This window comes from Streptomyces actinomycinicus (genome assembly GCF_016741775.1).
Taxonomy (GTDB): domain Bacteria; phylum Actinomycetota; class Actinomycetes; order Streptomycetales; family Streptomycetaceae; genus Streptomyces; species Streptomyces actinomycinicus.
The window spans coordinates 302152-318037 of record NZ_JAERRK010000006.1; the positions used below are offsets into that span (position 1 = coordinate 302152).

Annotated in this window: 14 protein-coding genes and 1 pseudogene; 5 read left to right on the forward strand and 10 right to left on the reverse strand. The window is 73.1% G+C overall.

What is annotated here, in order from left to right:
* Positions 1 to 7: 7 nt before the first annotated feature.
* The 4 genes from JK359_RS15235 to JK359_RS15250 all read right to left on the reverse strand — a co-directional run bounded on the left by JK359_RS15235 (position 8) and on the right by JK359_RS15250 (position 2943).
* A complete protein-coding gene (locus tag JK359_RS15235) occupies positions 8 to 487 on the reverse strand; it encodes a copper chaperone PCu(A)C (RefSeq protein WP_201835850.1) in 480 nt (159 codons plus the stop codon).
* Positions 484 to 1134 carry an SCO family protein gene (locus JK359_RS15240; protein WP_201835851.1) on the reverse strand — a complete coding sequence of 217 codons (651 nt, stop codon included), beginning with the start codon at positions 1132 to 1134 and terminating at the stop codon, positions 484 to 486. The genes JK359_RS15235 and JK359_RS15240 overlap by 4 nt, the downstream gene beginning before the upstream one ends.
* A gap of 89 nt (positions 1135 to 1223) precedes the next feature.
* Positions 1224 to 1946, reverse strand: coding sequence for a YcnI family copper-binding membrane protein (locus JK359_RS15245; protein ID WP_201835852.1), 723 nt, complete (start codon positions 1944 to 1946; stop codon positions 1224 to 1226).
* Positions 1947 to 2094: 148 nt separating this feature from the next.
* A complete protein-coding gene (locus JK359_RS15250; protein WP_201835853.1) occupies positions 2095 to 2943 on the reverse strand; it encodes a hypothetical protein in 849 nt (282 codons plus the stop codon).
* Positions 2944 to 3129: 186 nt separating this feature from the next.
* On the opposite strand from JK359_RS15250, the gene JK359_RS15255 reads away from it, so the two are divergent.
* Entirely contained in the window at positions 3130 to 3573 is a 444-nt protein-coding gene (locus tag JK359_RS15255; protein ID WP_201835854.1) for an ATP-binding protein, read from the forward strand.
* A 28-nt stretch (positions 3574 to 3601) separates the two neighbouring features.
* Positions 3602 to 4165, forward strand: a complete 564-nt coding sequence (locus JK359_RS15260; RefSeq protein WP_201835855.1) for a GNAT family N-acetyltransferase — start codon at positions 3602 to 3604, stop codon at positions 4163 to 4165.
* Between the two features lie 241 nt (positions 4166 to 4406).
* On the opposite strand, the gene pdxR is transcribed toward JK359_RS15260, so the two are convergent.
* From pdxR to JK359_RS15275, 3 genes are all read right to left on the reverse strand, one after another.
* The gene (gene pdxR / locus JK359_RS15265) at positions 4407 to 5777 is read right to left on the reverse strand and encodes a MocR-like pyridoxine biosynthesis transcription factor PdxR (protein WP_201835856.1); all 1371 of its coding nucleotides are present in this window, start codon (positions 5775 to 5777) and stop codon (positions 4407 to 4409) included.
* A gap of 150 nt (positions 5778 to 5927) precedes the next feature.
* Positions 5928 to 7412 carry an aminopeptidase P family protein gene (locus JK359_RS15270; protein WP_201835857.1) on the reverse strand — a complete coding sequence of 495 codons (1485 nt, stop codon included), beginning with the start codon at positions 7410 to 7412 and terminating at the stop codon, positions 5928 to 5930.
* 157 nt (positions 7413 to 7569) lie between these two features.
* Positions 7570 to 9006 (reverse strand): PP2C family protein-serine/threonine phosphatase, encoded by a 1437-nt coding sequence (locus JK359_RS15275; protein WP_201835858.1) that lies wholly within the window; start codon positions 9004 to 9006, stop codon positions 7570 to 7572.
* A 612-nt stretch (positions 9007 to 9618) separates the two neighbouring features.
* On the opposite strand from JK359_RS15275, the gene JK359_RS15280 reads away from it, so the two are divergent.
* Positions 9619 to 10284, forward strand: coding sequence for a bifunctional DNA primase/polymerase (locus tag JK359_RS15280; RefSeq protein WP_201835860.1), 666 nt, complete (start codon positions 9619 to 9621; stop codon positions 10282 to 10284).
* Between the two features lie 156 nt (positions 10285 to 10440).
* Complete coding sequence (locus JK359_RS15285; RefSeq protein ID WP_201836051.1) at positions 10441 to 10929, forward strand: hypothetical protein; 489 nt, start codon at positions 10441 to 10443, stop codon at positions 10927 to 10929.
* A gap of 265 nt (positions 10930 to 11194) precedes the next feature.
* Here JK359_RS15285 and JK359_RS15290 read toward each other — a convergent pair whose 3' ends face one another.
* The 3 genes and pseudogenes from JK359_RS15290 to JK359_RS15300 all read right to left on the reverse strand — a co-directional run bounded on the left by JK359_RS15290 (position 11195) and on the right by JK359_RS15300 (position 14161).
* On the reverse strand, positions 11195 to 12157 hold the full coding sequence (locus tag JK359_RS15290) for a DUF5926 family protein (RefSeq protein WP_201835862.1): 963 nt from the start codon (positions 12155 to 12157) through the stop codon (positions 11195 to 11197).
* Positions 12158 to 12456: 299 nt separating this feature from the next.
* Positions 12457 to 13074 (reverse strand): annotated as a pseudogene (locus JK359_RS15295) (ATP-binding protein); the annotation flags it as partial.
* A gap of 247 nt (positions 13075 to 13321) precedes the next feature.
* On the reverse strand, positions 13322 to 14161 hold the full coding sequence (locus tag JK359_RS15300) for a glycerophosphodiester phosphodiesterase (RefSeq protein ID WP_201835865.1): 840 nt from the start codon (positions 14159 to 14161) through the stop codon (positions 13322 to 13324).
* Between the two features lie 228 nt (positions 14162 to 14389).
* Between JK359_RS15300 and JK359_RS15305 the strand changes: the two genes are divergently transcribed.
* On the forward strand, positions 14390 to 15835 hold the full coding sequence (locus JK359_RS15305) for a S1C family serine protease (protein WP_201835867.1): 1446 nt from the start codon (positions 14390 to 14392) through the stop codon (positions 15833 to 15835).
* Positions 15836 to 15886 lie beyond the last annotated feature (51 nt).

Consider the following 15886-nt stretch of genomic DNA (forward strand, 5'->3'; position numbering starts at 1 on the left):
CCCTCCCTCAGTGTCCGGTCGACGGGTGATACGTGGCGGACTCCACCGGCATCTCGACGGTGACCGGCCCGGACTTGGCGAACGTCAGTTTCACGGTGACCTTCTGGCCCTGCTTCGGCGCGCGCTTCAGCTGCTCGAACATCAGATGGTTGCCACCGCTGCGGAACACGAGGCGGCCGTGGGCCGGTACGGCGAAGGAGGACTTCTCCGCCATGGCACCGCCGACCGTGCTGTGCATGGTGACCTCGCCGGCGACGTCGCTGCTGACCGAGGTCAGCTCGTCCTCGGCGCCGCCCTTGTTGGTGATCGTGAGGAAGCCGGCGGCCATGTCGGCGGAGACCGGCTGGGGCATGTAGGACGAGCTGACGGACAGTTCGGCCTTGCCGGCCCCGGCCCCGGACCCGGCGTGCGACCCGGAACCGGAGCATCCGGTGAGGGCCAGGGCACCGGCGAGCGCGACCGCGCCCAGGACGGCGCAGCGCCTCACGGCTTGGCTCCCTCGACGAGCTTGGGCAGGTCCTTGGTGTAGTCGTCGACCGTGGCCCGCTCGCCGTAGAGCACGTAGCCGGCGTTCGTCCTCGGCGAGAAGGCGATGACCTGGGTGCCGTGCACGGAGACGAGCTTGCCGTTCTTGTCCTTCGTCGTCGGCTCGACGCTGATGCCGACGGTCCTGGCGCCGGCCTTGATCGTGCTGAAGTCGCCGGTCAGGCCGATGAACTGGGTGTCGATGCCCTTGAGCCACCTGCCCAGCTCGGTGGGGGTGTCACGGCCGGGGTCGGTGGTGACGAACACGACCCGCAGGTCGTCCTGGTCGGCCTTGGGCAGCGCCTTCTTGGCCACGGCGATGTTGCTCATCGTGGTCGGGCAGATGTCGGGGCAGTGCGTGTAGCCGAAGTAGACGAGGGTCGGGTGGCCCTCGGTCTCCTTGCGGAGGTCGTACTTCTTGCCGTGCGTGTCGGTGAGGACCAGGTCCGGCTTGGCGAACGGCTGGTCGAGGACGACGGCGGCCTTGCCCGTGTCGGACCCCCCGGACACCACGGCCACGGACGACGTGTCGTCGTCGCCGCTGCCGCAGGCGGAGAGGGTCAGGGCGGCGGCGAGCAGCGTGGCCGCGGCGAACGTCTTCTTGCGCATAAAAATGTCCCAGATGTGTGAGATCCGGCGCGCACCGGGGTCGTACGAAGCGTCGCACGACACCCGGCACGCGCTGCGGAGCGAAGGGCTCAGGCGGCCCGGCGGCGGCCCGCCAGGACGCCGTAGGCCACGCCCGCGGCACCGACGACGATGCCGACCACGCCGAGCACGCGCGCGGTGGTGTCGCTGCCGTCGTCGGAGCCGGAGTCCGAGGCGGCGGTCTTCTCGGTCTTCTCGGCCGCGTTCTCGGCGCTCGCCGAGCCGTGGTGGTCACCGGTCGCGGCCGACAGCTCCAGCACCGGGGCCGGGTTCTCCGGCTCCTCCTGGCCCTCCTGCGGCTCCTCGATCCAGCGCACGACTTCCTTGTCGGAGTACGTCTGGATCGCCTTGAAGGTGAGATGGTCCGCGTCCTCGGGCAGGGCGCCCAGCGAGAGCGGGAACTTCTGGAAGTAGCCGGGCTCGATGCCCTTGCCGTCGGCGGTCCAGGTGACCTTGGTGACGGCCTCGTCGATCTTCTCGCCGTGCATGGTCAGCGGCTTGTCGAGCTTGGACTTGGTGACCTGGACCTTCCAGCCGGGGACCGGCTGCGGCATCACGGAGGCGATCGGGTGGTCGGCCGGGAGGTTCACCTCGACCTTGGTGGTCGAGGCGTCGTCGCGCTCGTTGGGGACCTTGAAGTCGACGACCGCGTAGCCGCCCTTGGCCGCGGCGCCCTCGGGCTGCACGGTGACGTGCGCGAAGGCGGGGGCGGACAGGACGAGGACGGCCGAGCCCGCGACGGCAGCGGCGGCGGCGATACGAGAAGCCTTCATGGAAGGAAGTACTCCACTCTGTATGAGATCCGGTGGTGAAGAGGGATACGCGCGCGGGGCCGGCGTCTTGGCCGTACCGCGGGAAAGAACGCGCACGCGCGCGTGCCGCACGTGGGCGGCCACCGGACTGTGTGGAGCGGTGGTCGCCTCAGGCGGCGAGCAGGAACGCGGCGGCGGGCGGGCCGCGCCGGATCACCGTGTGCTGGAGTGCGGCGGTGGGCGGGGCCGGTGTCTCGTCCCGGCCGGTGCGCCGGGCGCGCGGGCCCGGTCCGGCGGCGGGGAGCAGTCCGGCGCACAGGGCGCGCGTCAGCGCGAGCGCGGCGCGCAGGGACCGTACGAGCGCCCCTTCCGTGACTCCATGCGCCGACAGCTCGATCAGCCGCAGCACCGCCAGGTCCCCGCGGCGCAGCAGCCAGCCGGCGGCGACGGCCGCGAGGACGTGGCCGAGCAGCATCGGCAGCGAGGGCAGCAGGCCGGCCGAGGCGCCGGCGACGTCGTGCGCGTGCTCCATGCCCGGGGCGCCCGTCGGCCGGCCCGAGCGGTCGACGAGACGCGCGTCGAGCAGCAGCCGGAAGGCGTGTCCCGGGGTGAGGGAAGCCGGCGTCGAACCGCACAGCAGCCGCGTGGCCCGCTCGACCAGCGCGCTGTCGCTCAGCGCCCCGCCGCCGGCAGCGCCCGTCGGCATCGGCATCGGCATCGCGCCGGAGACCGTCGCGGCCCCGTGCTGGCCCAGCCCGAACACCGTGTGCAGTGCGGTCTGGCCGCAGGTGAGGAGTGCGGCGATGCCCGGCAGTGAGCGGGCCCGCCCGGCGAGCGGTGCCACGAGCAGCAGGGAGCCGAGGAAGCCCGCGCCGAGCGTCCACCACGGCACGCTCGTGCACGAGGCCAGGGTGTGCCCGCACGCGGCCAGCGCGACGCAGACCGCGGCGAACACCGCGGCCCGCAGGATCCGGAGCCCGGCTCCGGGACGCGCCGTGCGCGGGTGGGGGGCAGACATGGCGGCCTCATCATCGCACTGCCGTCATCCACCGCACACGGCAGGTCGTCTGCGCCGTCCCTCATACACCGATTCCTCCCCCGGCGCATCGGCCGTATGGGCGGAGTCACGTCGACGGAGTGCTTACGGCCGCTCACGGGCGGCAATACGTAACGGTATGTCGAGCCGCAGCCAGGAGGCTGGAGCATGAGCATCTGGTGGTCACTCCATCTGCGGCGCGAGGCCGCGAGCGTGCCGCTCGCCCGGCGGCTGCTGATCGGCACCATGGAGACGGCGGGCGTCGACCCCGAGATCTCGTACGACCTGTCGGTCGCCCTGAGCGAGGCCTGCGCGAACGCCGTCGAGCACGGGGGGAACGCCGCGGCCGGCACCTCGGAGGCGTACCGGGTGACCGCGTACCTCGACGGCGAGAAGTGCCGGATCGAAGTGGCGGATTCCGGGCCGGGTTTCGCCCGCACCCAGGAGTTGCGGCCTCCCCGCCCCGACGCCGAGCACGGCCGCGGCCTCTGTCTGATCCGGGAACTCGCCGACCACGTCCACATCGGCGCCAAGCCGGGCCGGGGCGGGACGGTGGTCAGCTTCGACAAGATCCTCAAGTGGAAGAAGGACCCTTCACTGCTCACCGCGTGACTCCCCGGGCGCACGGCATAGTGAGCGCATGCAGATCGACAGTGAGGACATAGCGGCCGGGGTGACGCTGCGGCTCCTCGAACGCTCCGACGCCGACGCACTGGCCGTGGCCTACACCGCCAACCGCGCGCATCTCGCGCCGTGGGAGCCGCGCCGGCCGGATTCCTTCTTCACCGCCGGCGAGCAGCGGGCGCGGATCGCCGGGCTGCTGGGCGAGTTCGCCGCGGGGACGGCGGTGCCCTGCGTGCTGCAGGCGGCGGACGGCCGGATCGTCGGCACCTTCACCCTGACGGGCATCGTCCGGGGCCCCTTCTGCAGCTCCCACCTCGGCTACTGGGTCGCCGCCGACCAGCAGAACCGCGGACTGGCCAGTGCCGCCGTGGCGCGGATGTGCGCGATCGGCCGGGACGCGGCCGGGCTGCACCGGATCGAGGCGTCCACGCTGCTGGAGAACACCGGATCGCAGCGGGTGCTGCGCAAGTGCGGGTTCGAACCGATCGGCGAGGCCCCGGAGTACCTGCACATCGACGGCGCCTGGCGGGACTGCCGGCTCTTCCAGAAGATCCTGCACGAGCGCGATCCGGCCGGCTGAGGAAGCCCCCGCGGCCGGCCCCCGGGCCCGACACTTCCCCGGCCCGCCCTTCACTTCCCCGGCAACCACCCGGCGCCTCCCCGGCAGCCGCCCGTCACTTCCCGGCAGCCGCCTGGCACCTCCCCGGCCTGCCCGTCACTTCCCCGGCAGCCGCCCGGCGCCTCCCCGGCAGCCGCCTGGCACCCCCGGCACCCCCGGCAACCACCCGGCGCCTCCCCGGCGGTGGCCCGGTGCCGGTGGCTCAGGCGCGTGCCTCCAGCACCTTCGCCAGCACCTCCAGCGCCTCCGGGTACGCCCGCTCCCGCGGCGTTCCGTAGCCGACGACCAGACCCTGCGGCCGGCCGGCGCCCTGGGCGTGCCAATGGGTGCCCAGGGCGCCGAGAGCCAGGCCGTGCGCCTCCGCACGGGCCAGCACCGCGGACTCGTCCGGCACGTCGATCAGCGCATGCAGCCCTGCCGCGATCCCGCGCACGCTCCGGTGCGCGCCCAGCCGGTCCAGCAACTGGTCCCGGCGCCGCCGGTAGCGCAGCCGGCACGCGCGCACGTGCCGGTCGTAGGCGTGGCTGCCGATCAGCTCGGCGAGCGCGAGCTGGCCGATGGTCTCGGTGTGGTGGTCACTGTGCAGCTTGGCCTCGGCGACCGCGTCGACCAGGTGCGGCGGCAGCACCATCCAGCCGAGCCGCAGCGCGGGCCCGAGCGTCTTGGACGCGGTGCCGAGGTAGACCACCTGACCGGGGGCCATGCCCTGCAGCGCGCCGACCGGCTGGCGGTCGTAGCGGAACTCGCCGTCGTAGTCGTCCTCCACGATCAGCCCGCCCCGCACGCGTGCCCAGTCGGTGAGCGCCCGCCGCCGCTCGGGGTGCAGGGTCACCCCGGTCGGGTACTGGTGGGCCGGCGTGACCACCACGGCCGCCGCCTTCCCCAGCTCCTCGGGCCGCACCCCGCGCGCGTCGACCGGTACCGGCAGGACGGTGCCGCCGTTGTGCCGCACCACCTCCCGGTGGAAGGGCAGCCCCGGGTCCTCCATGGCGACGGCGGCACCGTCCAGGACGCGCGTGAGCAGCGCGAGGCCCTGCACGTATCCGGAGGTGACGACGATCCGCTCGGGCGGCGCCAGCACCCCGCGCGCCCGCCCCAGGTAGCCGGAGAGCGCGGTGCGCAGCTCGATCCGGCCGCGGGGGTCGCCGTAGTCGTACGCCAGCGAGGGGGCCGTGGCGATGGCGCGGCGCAGGGCGCGCAGCCAGGCCGCGGCCGGGAACGCGCCCACGTCCGGGCTGCCGGGGCGCAGGTCGAAACGTGGCGCACGCGTGTGTGCGGCCGTCCCCGGTTCCTCCGCCTGGAGGGCCGGCAGTTCGGCGACCCGGGTGCCGGAGCCCTGCCGGGCCGTCAGGTAGCCCTCGGCGACGAGCTGGTCGTACGCCGCCTTAGCGGTGCCGCGGGAGAGGCCGAGATCGGCCGCGAGCCGCCGCGTGGCGGGCAGCCGGGCACCGGGGGCGAGCCGCCCGTCGCGCACGGCGTTCCGGAGCGCCCGCTCCAGTCCGACCCGGCGGCCGTCCGCGGAGTCCGGCTCCAGATGCAGGTCGACGCCGACCTCCGACCAGAAGTCGTCCACGTTTCCACCCCCGTGAGTGCGGCGCCCCGTGCGGGCGCGGGACCGTGTCGCCGTGCGGCTCCGTCGCGCGTGCTGCGCGACCGGCCGCGGACCGCCCCGCGGACGAGAACGGCCGGGCACCTCCCCGGTACCCGGCCATTGAAACGCGGATCAGCCCTTCAGGGAGGCCATCCACTCCTCGACCTCGTCCGACCGCCGGGGCAGCCCGGCGCTCAGGTTCCGGTTGCCTTCCTCGGTGACCAGGATGTCGTCCTCGATCCGGACGCCGATGCCCCGGTACTCCTCCGGCACGGTCAGGTCGTCGGCCTGGAAGTACAGGCCCGGTTCGACCGTCAGCACCATGCCCGGCTCCAGGACGCCGTCGACGTACGTCTCGGTCCGCGCGGCGGCGCAGTCGTGGACGTCCATGCCGAGCATGTGCCCGGTGCCGTGCAGCGTCCAGCGGCGCTGCAGGCCCAGCTCCAGGACCCGCTCGACCGGGCCCTCGACCAGGCCCCACTCGACGAGCTTCGCGGCGAGCACCCGCTGCGAGGCGTCGTGGAAGTCGCGGTACTTGGCGCCCGGCCTGACGGCCGCGATACCGGCCTCCTGGGCCTCGTACACGGCGTCGTAGATCTTCTTCTGGATCTCGCTGTACGTGCCGTTGACCGGCAGCGTGCGCGTGACGTCGGCGGTGTACAGGGTGTGCGTCTCCACGCCGGCGTCCAGCAGGAGCAGGTCGCCGGAGCGGACCGGGCCGTCGTTGCGGACCCAGTGCAGGGTGCAGGCGTGCGGGCCGGCCGCGCAGATGGAGCCGTAGCCGACGTCGTTGCCCTCGACGCGCGCGCGGAGGAAGAACGTGCCCTCGATGTAGCGCTCGCTCGTCGCCTCGGCCTTGTCGAGGACCTTCACGACGTCCTCGAAGCCGCGCACGGTCGAGTCGACGGCCTTCTGCAGCTCGCCGATCTCGAACTCGTCCTTGACCAGGCGGGCCTCGGAGAGGAAGACGCGCAGCTCCTCGTCGCGCTCGGCGGTGACCTTGTCGGTCAGGGCCGCCTCGATGCCGGCGTCGTACCCGCGCACGACGCGCACCGGGCCGGTGGCCTCGCGCAGCGTGTCGGCCAGCGTGCGCACGTCGGCGGCCGGGATGCCGTACAGCGCCTCGGACTCGGCGAGGGAGTGGCGGCGGCCGACCCACAGCTCGCCCTGGCCGGAGAGCCAGAACTCGCCGTTCTCGCGGTCGGAGCGCGGCAGGAGGTAGATCGTCTCCGTGTGCCCGTCCGCGGTGGGCTCCAGGACCAGGACGCCGTCCTCGGTCTGGTTGCCGGTGAGGTACGCGTACTCGACGGCCGCGCGGAAGGGGTACTCGGTGTCGTTCGAGCGGGTCTTCAGGTTGCCCGCCGGGATCACCAGGCGCTCGCCCGGGAAGCGGGCGGAGAGCGCGGCCCGGCGGCGTGCGGTGTGTCCGGCCTGCTCGACCGGCTTCAGGTCACGCAGCTCCGTGTCGGCCCAGCCGGACTTCATGTTCTCGGCCAGCTCGTCGGAGACACCGGGGTACAGGCCGTTCTTCCGCTGCTTGACGGTCTCCTCGGACTCGGTCTCCGGGCCCTCCGCGGTAGCGGAATCGGGCACGGCCGGGTTGAGCTCGTCGGACACGTGATCCTCCTCGATACGCCTTGTGATCTCCCCCGGGGCCCGCGACGCTCCTGCTTGTGGCCGAGCGGGGACCTCCATCATCGTACGGTCGCACCGGGAGCGGACGGGGCCGGATGACCTGTTATGCCCGGTCATGCCAGCCGCCGTGGCGTCGGTCTCAGTCGAAGCGGGCCGCCAGCAGGACCACGTCCTCCTCGCTGTCGTCCCCCGCTCCGGCCCGCGCCCGGCCGTGCGGTGCCCCCGTGTCCGGGCCGTCCGGCAGGACGGTGCGCAGGACGTGGTCGGCGACGGCGCCGGGATCGCGGCGCAGCGCGCGAGGGACGCCGGCGGCGGCCGCGTGCAGCCGGGCGAAGGCGCGGTCCATCGGGTCGCCGGTACGGTGCAGCAGCCCGTCGGTGTAGAGCAGTACCGTCTCCCCGGCCTCCGCCTGGATCTCCACGCTGGGCGCCTCCCAGCAGGCGAGCATGCCGAGCGGGGCGGAGACGGAGGTCTCGGCGAACTCGGTGCGCCGCTCGCCGATCAGCAGCGGCGGACTGTGCCCGGCACCGGCCAGGGTGACCTTGCGCAGGGCGGGCTCGCAGTAGGCGAACAGGGCGGTGGCCGTACGGGCGGGCTCGGTCAGCCGCAGCAGCAGTTCGAGGTCGGACAGGACGGCGACCGGGTCCTCGCCCTCCATCACGGCGTAGGCGCGCAGGGAGGCGCGCAGCCGGCCCATGGCGGCGACCGCACTGGGTCCGGAGCCGCTGACCGAGCCGACGCAGAGACCGAGGGCGGCGTCCGGCAGCGGCAGCGCGTCGTACCAGTCGCCGCCGCCGCGCGGGCCGGTGCGGTGCCGGGCGGCGAGCTGGACGCCGGCCACGCGGGGCAGCCGGGACGGCAGCAGCTCCTCGGTGATGGTCGCCACGCACGCGCGCGTGCGCTCGACCTCGACCAGCCGGGCGAGGTGCTCGGTGGCGTACCGGACGTAGAGGCCGGCGAGGTGGCGCTGGCGTTCGTGCGGTTCGGCCGGTTCGTCGTAGAGCCAGACGACGGCGCCGAGGCGGCCGGCGGAGTCGGAGGCCAGGGGGATCGCATAGCTGGCGGCGTAGCCGAGGCGGGCGGCCACCTCGCGGTGCCGGGGATGGAGGCCGTCCTCGGCGAACAGGTCCGGGTGGACGACCTCGGCGGTGCCGCTCGTGTCGTAGGGCAGGGCGCCGGGCGGCACGGTCTCGATGTGGCCGAGATCGGCGCGGCCGAGGCCGAGGCCGAGGGTGGTGCGCGGGCCGAGTCCGTCGCCGGGCTCCAGGACGACCAGGCCGCGCCGGGCGCCGACGAGGGCCGCCCCGGCGCGCAGCAGCTCCTGCAGGGCGGGGTCCAGAGCGCTGGTGCGGGAGAGGCGCTCGGTGAGTTCGTGGAGCGTCGTGAGGTCCGAGACCCAGCCGGCCAGGCGGTCCTGGAGGAGAGTGCCGGGGGCGGGGGTGTGGGGAGCGGGGACCGCGGCGGTGTCCGGGGCGGGACCGGCGCCGGAGGCGGGAGGGGTGGGCGCGACAGTGTGTGCGGGAGTGGGAACCGCTGAATCGATTCCAGCCACTTTCGGGGGATGCGGGGCGCTCATGGCGTCCGGCTTTCAGACCGGTGCGTTTTGCTCAGAAGCATCGCAAACCCCCATGTCATTCTGCGCCGCTAGCAGTGTCTCCACATGTACACGCACTCGTGAGGGGATGTCCAGCATTGTCCTGCCGGGATTCCTGGTGTCCGTGGGGCGGACGTGGGTTTTCGCCCGAACCCCTTGTGTTACTGGAAAGTTGGCTCAAAACTGCCTTAGGTATCGGTTCATTGCGGTCGACTGGCCTTGCTCGACGGAGCGTCACAGCGGTCGTGATGGGTACGTACTCGGAGAAGGCCAGGGGCGGTTGGGGGCCGCCCGGAACCTGGCGACGGACCCGGGCGTCATAGCCACCGACGGCCGAGCCCCATCCTCCCGTGGCGGAGGCGGAGAGAAATACGCGCGACGGCAAAACGCCAGACTTCGCCACCCCACGCCGCAGCCGTGCTTCTGATGGACGCACTACGAACGCGGACGCGGCCAACGCTCGACCCCCTGGGGTACCCCATGCCGTGCACGGGGGCGTGATGCGCCAATAGGTACGCACAGTGAAGTGATCGACACATGATGTGATGTGGTCCACGGTGTTGCCAGCGGTGCAACGGAAAGGAACGAGCGCTCATGCGCGAGATCCTCGGAAGGCGACGCAGGCTCCTGTCCAGGCGGAACGACGGGAGGCCTGAGCTGATCAGCGCGGCCCTGACCTTCGCGGCGGAATGGCAGTGGCCGGTACTCCCGGGTGTGGCCCCGGACCCGCAGGGGCGGGCCCGCTGCGCCTGCCCCGACCCGGAGTGCACGGTGCCCGGTGCCCACCCCTTCGACCCCGGCCTGCTCGCGGCCACCACCGACCCGCGCATGGTGCGCTGGTGGTGGACCAACCGGCCGGGCGCGCCGATCGTCCTGGCCACCGGCGGCGCGGCGCCCTGCGCGGTCAGCCTGCCGGCGCTCGCCGCCTCCCGCGCCCTCGCCCTGCTCGACCGGCGCGGCATGCGGCTCGGCCCGGTGATCGCCTCGCCGGCCCGCTGGGCGCTGCTCGTCAAGCCCTACTCCATGGAGCAGCTCGGCGAACTGCTCTACGCCAAGGACTTCGTCCCCGGCTCCCTGCGCTTCCACGGCGAGGGCGGCTACCTCGCCCTGCCCCCGTCCGAGACCGGCCAGGGCGCCGTCCGCTGGGAGCGTGCCCCGCTGCCCGGCTCGGCCTCGCCGTGGGTGCCGGACGTGGAGGCCGTGGTGGACGCCGTGGTCGACGCCCTCACTCGTACGGGTGTGAGCGCGCCCGAGTTGTAGGGGTGTCGGGCGTGACGGGCCGGGCACGCCCCGCGCGCTCGTTACATTCCGCACATGCTGCGTCATTCCGGGGGACACCGTGCCCCACAGTCGCACCGCGGCGGACGGGATCCGCGAAGGCTCCGTCTGCTCGGTCTCGTGGGCGTCGTGGCGGCCCTGGCCGCGCTGCCGCTGGCGGTGGCGTCCGCGGGGCAGGTGGGCGACGCCGGGCGGGCCCCCGCGCCGGCCGCTCCCCGGGACGCCAAGCCCCGGCCGGAGACCGCCGGCCGTTCCCCCTTCCTGCTCGGCATCGGGCTGGCCACCGCGGCCCGCTGCGGACCCGAACTCACCTCACCCGACGGCATCGAAGCCCAGACCTGTGTGCTGACGCAGGGCGAGGACACCTGGGCGCGCACCTACTACCGCAATGCCACGGGCCGGTCGCTGGACTCCGTGCTGAGCCTGATGGGGCCGGGCGGCCGGACCGTGCAGATGCGCTGTGCCACCGGGGCCGACGACGAGCCCGCCACCTGTGAGACGCCCCGCGAGCGCAGCCGGGGCGGACCGGACGCCTACACGGCCGTCACCGAGTTCGCCGGGCGCGGCGACGACGGGGCGCTGCTGCTCCGTTCCGGCAGCAACTCCTCGGCCGCGCCGGGAAGTTGAGATCCGGCGGAGCCGGCAGCCGATGTCCGGCGACGCGTGGTACACCGCTCGCGGACATGGAAAGACCCGGTTGCTGGCGACGGGGGATGCACCAGCAACCGGGCTATTGGAACGGTAACAAGAGATCGGCGGTTCGCAAATTCCGTCCGGCTTATTCGGACACCGATTTCCCTCTCGAACCCGGGAGTTGTGACAGGAGTCACCTGTTGTGCTGCCCGGCTTCACGGCTGACCGACCGTTCAGCCGTGAGACGCGGGTCCGGACGTCAGCTGAGCGTGACCTGCCGGTTGGTCAGCCCCCCGCGCGCCCGGCGCTCGTCCGCGGTGAGCGGCTCGGTGGCCGCGAGGGCGACGGCGAGGCGCTCGGCGAACTCGCCGGCCGGCTTCTCCACGTCCTCGGCCATGACCCCGCTCGGCAGGTCCCAGACCGGCACGGTGAGCCCGTGAGCACGGAAGGAACCGACGAGCCGGGTGCCCTCGCCGAGGCTGGAGCCGCCCGCCGCGTGCAGTCGCGCGAGAGCGTCCAGAAGCTGCTCCTCCGGGTGCGGCATGACCCAGCGCAGGTGGTTCTTCTCGGGGGTCTCGCACCAGTAGGCGGCGTCCACCCCGAAGAGCTTCACGGTCGGGATGGCGGCGGCGTTGGCCCGCTCCAGGGAGGCGGTCACCTCCGGCGTGGCGTTCTCCGCGTCCGGCACCCAGAACTCGAAGCCGCTGTGCACGACCGGTTCGAAAGCGCCCTCCGCGTCGAGGAGGTCCTGCAGCCGCGGTCCGTCGGCGGGGGCGCGGCGGCCCTGCACCGGGGTGCCGGGCTCGGCCTCCAGGGCGCGCAGCAGCGTGTCGGCGAGGTCACGGCTGATGTCGCCGGACGCCGTGTCGTTCTGCAGGCCGAGCAGGACCGAGCCGTCGTCGCGGCGCAGCGCCGGCCAGGCCATCGGCAGGACGGTGGCCAGGGTGACCGACGGGACGCCCTCGGGCAGGCCGTCCTTCAGGGTCAGCTCGACCGTCGCGGCCGGGACCAGCTCGCGCAGCGCGACCCAGTCGCACTCGCCCGGCAGGTTCTCGAACGGGCGCTGCACCAGCTCGGTCACGGCGTGCGCGGCGGCCCGGCCGTGGCAGGCCTTGTACCGCCGGCCGCTGCCGCAGGGGCAGGGTTCGCGGGCGCCGACAACCGGGATCTCCCCGTCGATCAGCTGCGGCTTGGCCTTCGTCTGGGGTCGCTTCTTGGCCATGGTGGGGTCTCCCGGTTACGGCTCTTCTGGTACGGCGGGAGCCTAGCCGTTCGAGCCATGACCGACGGGAACCTGTGGACAACGCACGGGCGCTCGACGCCAGTGGTGTGAACCTGCGGACGGCGGACCGGTGCCGGCCGGGTTCAGTCGAAGTCCTCGAACGCGTCCGTGAGGTCCAGTCCGGACAGGTCCGGCAGTGACATGTCCGACCGGCCCGGACCCGGGAGGCCGAGGCCGGGGCGGTCCTGGACCGGGCGGCCCGGCTCCGGCCGGCCCAGAGCGGGCAGTGCCACGTCCGCAGGCGTGAGGTCCGTGAGCGTCAGGTCCGGCAGCGCGGAAGGCGTGACGCGCGTAGCGAAGGCGTCGCGCCGGCACACGGCATCGGGATCGTGGACGTCATCGTGGACCAGCACCCAGACCGTCACCTCGCCCCGGACGCCGTCCCGGACGCCCCAGTCGTCGGCGAGGGCCGTGATGATGTTCAGTCCCCGGCCGCCGTGCGCGGTGACCGAGGGGGTGGCCGGCGCCGGGCGCGTCGGACCACCGCCGTCCGTGACCTCCACGACGAGCCGCCCGCGCGCGTCCACCCGCCATGCGGCGCGGACGTCGCCGTCACCGGCCGGCGCGTCTCCCAGTGGCCGGCCGTGTTTGCACGCATTGCTCAAAAGTTCCGAAAGGATCAGCACGGCGTCGTCGATGACCGACTCCGACACACCACCGCTGCGCAACTGCGCCCGCATCCGGTGCCGCGCCTTGCCCACGCCCGCAGGACCGTGGGGAACGGCCATGCTCGACGACGTCGGCACCTCCTGTGCCACCACCAACGCCACCCCCGAGACCTCCTTTGCCCCACGCCACGGTGTGGATGCCCCATTGGCCTGTACCGGAAACCGGCCAATCCCCTTCCGCTGACGCATTCGAAACGGGCGTGTGCACGACGAACGCGCCGGAGCACTCCCTGTGACGAAGCCTGTGCTTACAGTGCTCATTCCTGGCCGGAAACGACCGTTCCTCCGGTGATCCACCGGGCGGCCGTCCGCGCCTCCGCTGCCGTCGGGCATCCGGCCGGTCCCCGGCCTCTCGCCCGTCGGGCTCAGTGGCCGGTTCCGCGGCCTCTCGGCCGCCGGGCTCAGTGGCCGCTTCCCGGCCTCTCGGCCGTCGGGTTCAGTGGCCGGTTCCGCGGCCCAGTTGCCGCAGCACCGCGTGCGGGCGGTTGGTGATGATGGCGTCGATGCCCATCTCCACGCAGAGGTCGACGTCCTCGGGCTCGTTCACGGTCCACACGTGGACCTGGTGGCCGGCCCGCTTCAGCCGCTCCACGTAGCCGGGGTGGCTGCGGAGGATGCGGATCGAGGGGCCCGCGATGTGCACGCCCGCGGGCAGCCGCCCGTCGCGCAGCCGGGGCGAGAGGAACTGGACCAGGTAGACCGTGGGCAGTGTCGGTGCCGCGGCACGTACGCGGTGCAGCGAGCGCGCCGAAAAGCTCATGATCCTCACCGGGGACTCGGCGGCCGAGGCCGGGGCGTCCAGCCCGAAACGCTTCAGCAGGGTCAGCAGCCGCTCCTCGACCTGGCCCGCCCAGCGCGTGGGGTGCTTGGTCTCGATGGCCAGCTCCACCCGCCGCCCGGCGTCCGCGACCAGCTCCAGCAGCCGCTCCAGGGTGAGTACGGAGGTCTCCCCGAGGTCCTCCGGCCGACGCTCCCAGTCGGGCTCCTCGTCGCGTCCGCGCCAGGCCTCGCGGGTCTTCCACGAGCCGAAGTCGAGAGCGGCCAGATCGGCCAGTTCCAGGGCGGAGACGGCGCCGCGGCCGTTGGAGGTACGGTTCACCCGCCGGTCGTGGACACAGACCAGGTGGCCGTCCGCGGTCAGTCGTACGTCACACTCCAGGGCGTCCGCGCCGTCCTCGATCGCCTTCCGGTAGGCGGCGAGGGTGTGTTCGGGGGCGTCCTCGGAGGCGCCCCGGTGGGCGACGACCTGGATGGAGTGCTGTCGTGCGTGGGTCACCGCGTCATGGTGCCACCGTCGCCGGGTACACGTGGCGGCACGTAGGCGTCCGTGAGGCGAACGGGGCGTTCACCCGGATCCTTTATATAACCTTTGCGTTGAAGATCCTATATAAAGAGGACCGCCGGACTCACAGCCACCGCTTATGGTGCTCTGACGGCCCGTGGGAAAAGCTGACTGCAGACCAGTGCGACCGACGACAGCAGGCGTGGATCGAGGAGAAGACCTGTGAGCACCGACAACGAGGGCAACGTGGTACCTCCGGCCCCGTCCGCACCCCCCGTGCCGGTGGCCTCTCCCGCGGCTTCTCCGCAGGGCCCCGCGCCCGCGGGGAACGAGCCGACGGCGCAGCTCCCGCCCGTACCCCAGGACCCTGCGCCCGCGGCGGCGGCCCCGTCCGCACCCGGCCAGGGCCCGGCGCACCAGCCCGGCCCGGCACCCGACGGCTCCTGGCCGCCCCCGCCGCCGTCCCCCGGTTACGGCCACGGCGGAGCCGGCGGCCCGGCCGCCGGCTGGGGAGCCGCGTACCAGCAGCCCGCCCCCACGCCGCCGCGCAACGGACGCGGTGGACTCGTGGCGGCCGTCCTCGTGGCCGCGCTCGTCGCGGGCGGTCTGGGCGGCGGCCTCGGCTACACCCTGGCCAAGGACCAGGACGACCGGGGCTCGACCACCGTCTCCGCCTCCGACGGCAGCGCCTCCCAGGTCAAGCGCGCGCCCGGCACGATCGCCAACGTGGCCGCCGGGGCACTGCCCAGCACGGTCACCATCGAGGCGGAGAGCACCAACGGCGAGGGCGGCACGGGCACCGGGTTCGTCTTCGACACCCAGGGCCACATCGTCACCAACAACCACGTCGTCGCGGAGGCCGTGGACGGCGGCAAGCTCTCCGCGACCTTCCCGAACGGCAAGAAGTACGACGCCGAGATCGTCGGCCACGCGCAGGGCTACGACGTCGCGGTCATCAAGCTCAAGAACGCCCCCTCGGACCTGAAGCCGCTCGCACTCGGCGACTCCGACAAGGTGGCCGTCGGCGACGAGACCATCGCCATCGGTGCGCCCTTCGGCCTGTCCAACACGGTGACCACCGGCATCATCAGCGCCAAGAACCGTCCGGTGGCCTCCAGCGACGGGGGCTCCGCCAGCAAGCCGTCGTACATGAGCGCCCTGCAGACCGACGCCTCCATCAACCCGGGCAACTCCGGCGGCCCGCTGCTGAACGCCTCCGGCGCGGTCATCGGCATCAACTCGGCGATCCAGTCCAGCAGCAGCGGCGGCTTCGGCACCGGCCAGGCCGGCTCGATCGGCCTGGGCTTCGCCATCCCGATCAACCAGGCCAAGTACGTCGCCCAGGAGCTGATCAAGTCCGGCAAGCCGGTGTACGCGCGCATCGGCGCGTCGGTGTCCCTGGAGGGCTCCACCGACGGCGCCAAGATCACCGAACAGGGCACGAGCGGCTCCGCCGCGGTCGAGTCGGGCGGGCCGGCGGCCAAGGCCGGCCTCAAGCCCGGTGACGTCATCACCCGGCTCGACGACCACGTGATCGACAGCGGACCGACCCTGATCGGCGAGATCTGGACCCACAAGCCGGGCGACAAGGTGGAGATCACCTACAAGCGTGGCGGCGCGGAGCACACGGTGACGCTGACGCTCGGATCGAGGGTCGGCGACAACTGATCCGGGCACCGCGGGGGAGCCGGATCCCACGAGGCCCCAGTTCCCCGCCGT

Excerpts from the sequence above, each read along its gene's own strand:
- JK359_RS15290 (WP_201835862.1), bottom strand. The coding sequence starts at position 12,157 with ATGGCCAAGAAGCGACCCCAGACGAAGGCCAAGCCGCAGCTGATCGAC.
- JK359_RS15240 (WP_201835851.1), bottom strand. The coding sequence starts at position 1,134 with ATGCGCAAGAAGACGTTCGCCGCGGCCACGCTGCTCGCCGCCGCCCTG.
- JK359_RS15245 (WP_201835852.1), bottom strand. The coding sequence starts at position 1,946 with ATGAAGGCTTCTCGTATCGCCGCCGCCGCTGCCGTCGCGGGCTCGGCC.
- JK359_RS15275 (WP_201835858.1), bottom strand. The coding sequence starts at position 9,006 with ATGAGCGCCCCGCATCCCCCGAAAGTGGCTGGAATCGATTCAGCGGTT.
- JK359_RS15280 (WP_201835860.1), top strand. The coding sequence starts at position 9,619 with ATGCGCGAGATCCTCGGAAGGCGACGCAGGCTCCTGTCCAGGCGGAAC.
- JK359_RS15255 (WP_201835854.1), top strand. The coding sequence starts at position 3,130 with ATGAGCATCTGGTGGTCACTCCATCTGCGGCGCGAGGCCGCGAGCGTG.
- JK359_RS15260 (WP_201835855.1), top strand. The coding sequence starts at position 3,602 with ATGCAGATCGACAGTGAGGACATAGCGGCCGGGGTGACGCTGCGGCTC.
- JK359_RS15250 (WP_201835853.1), bottom strand. The coding sequence starts at position 2,943 with ATGTCTGCCCCCCACCCGCGCACGGCGCGTCCCGGAGCCGGGCTCCGG.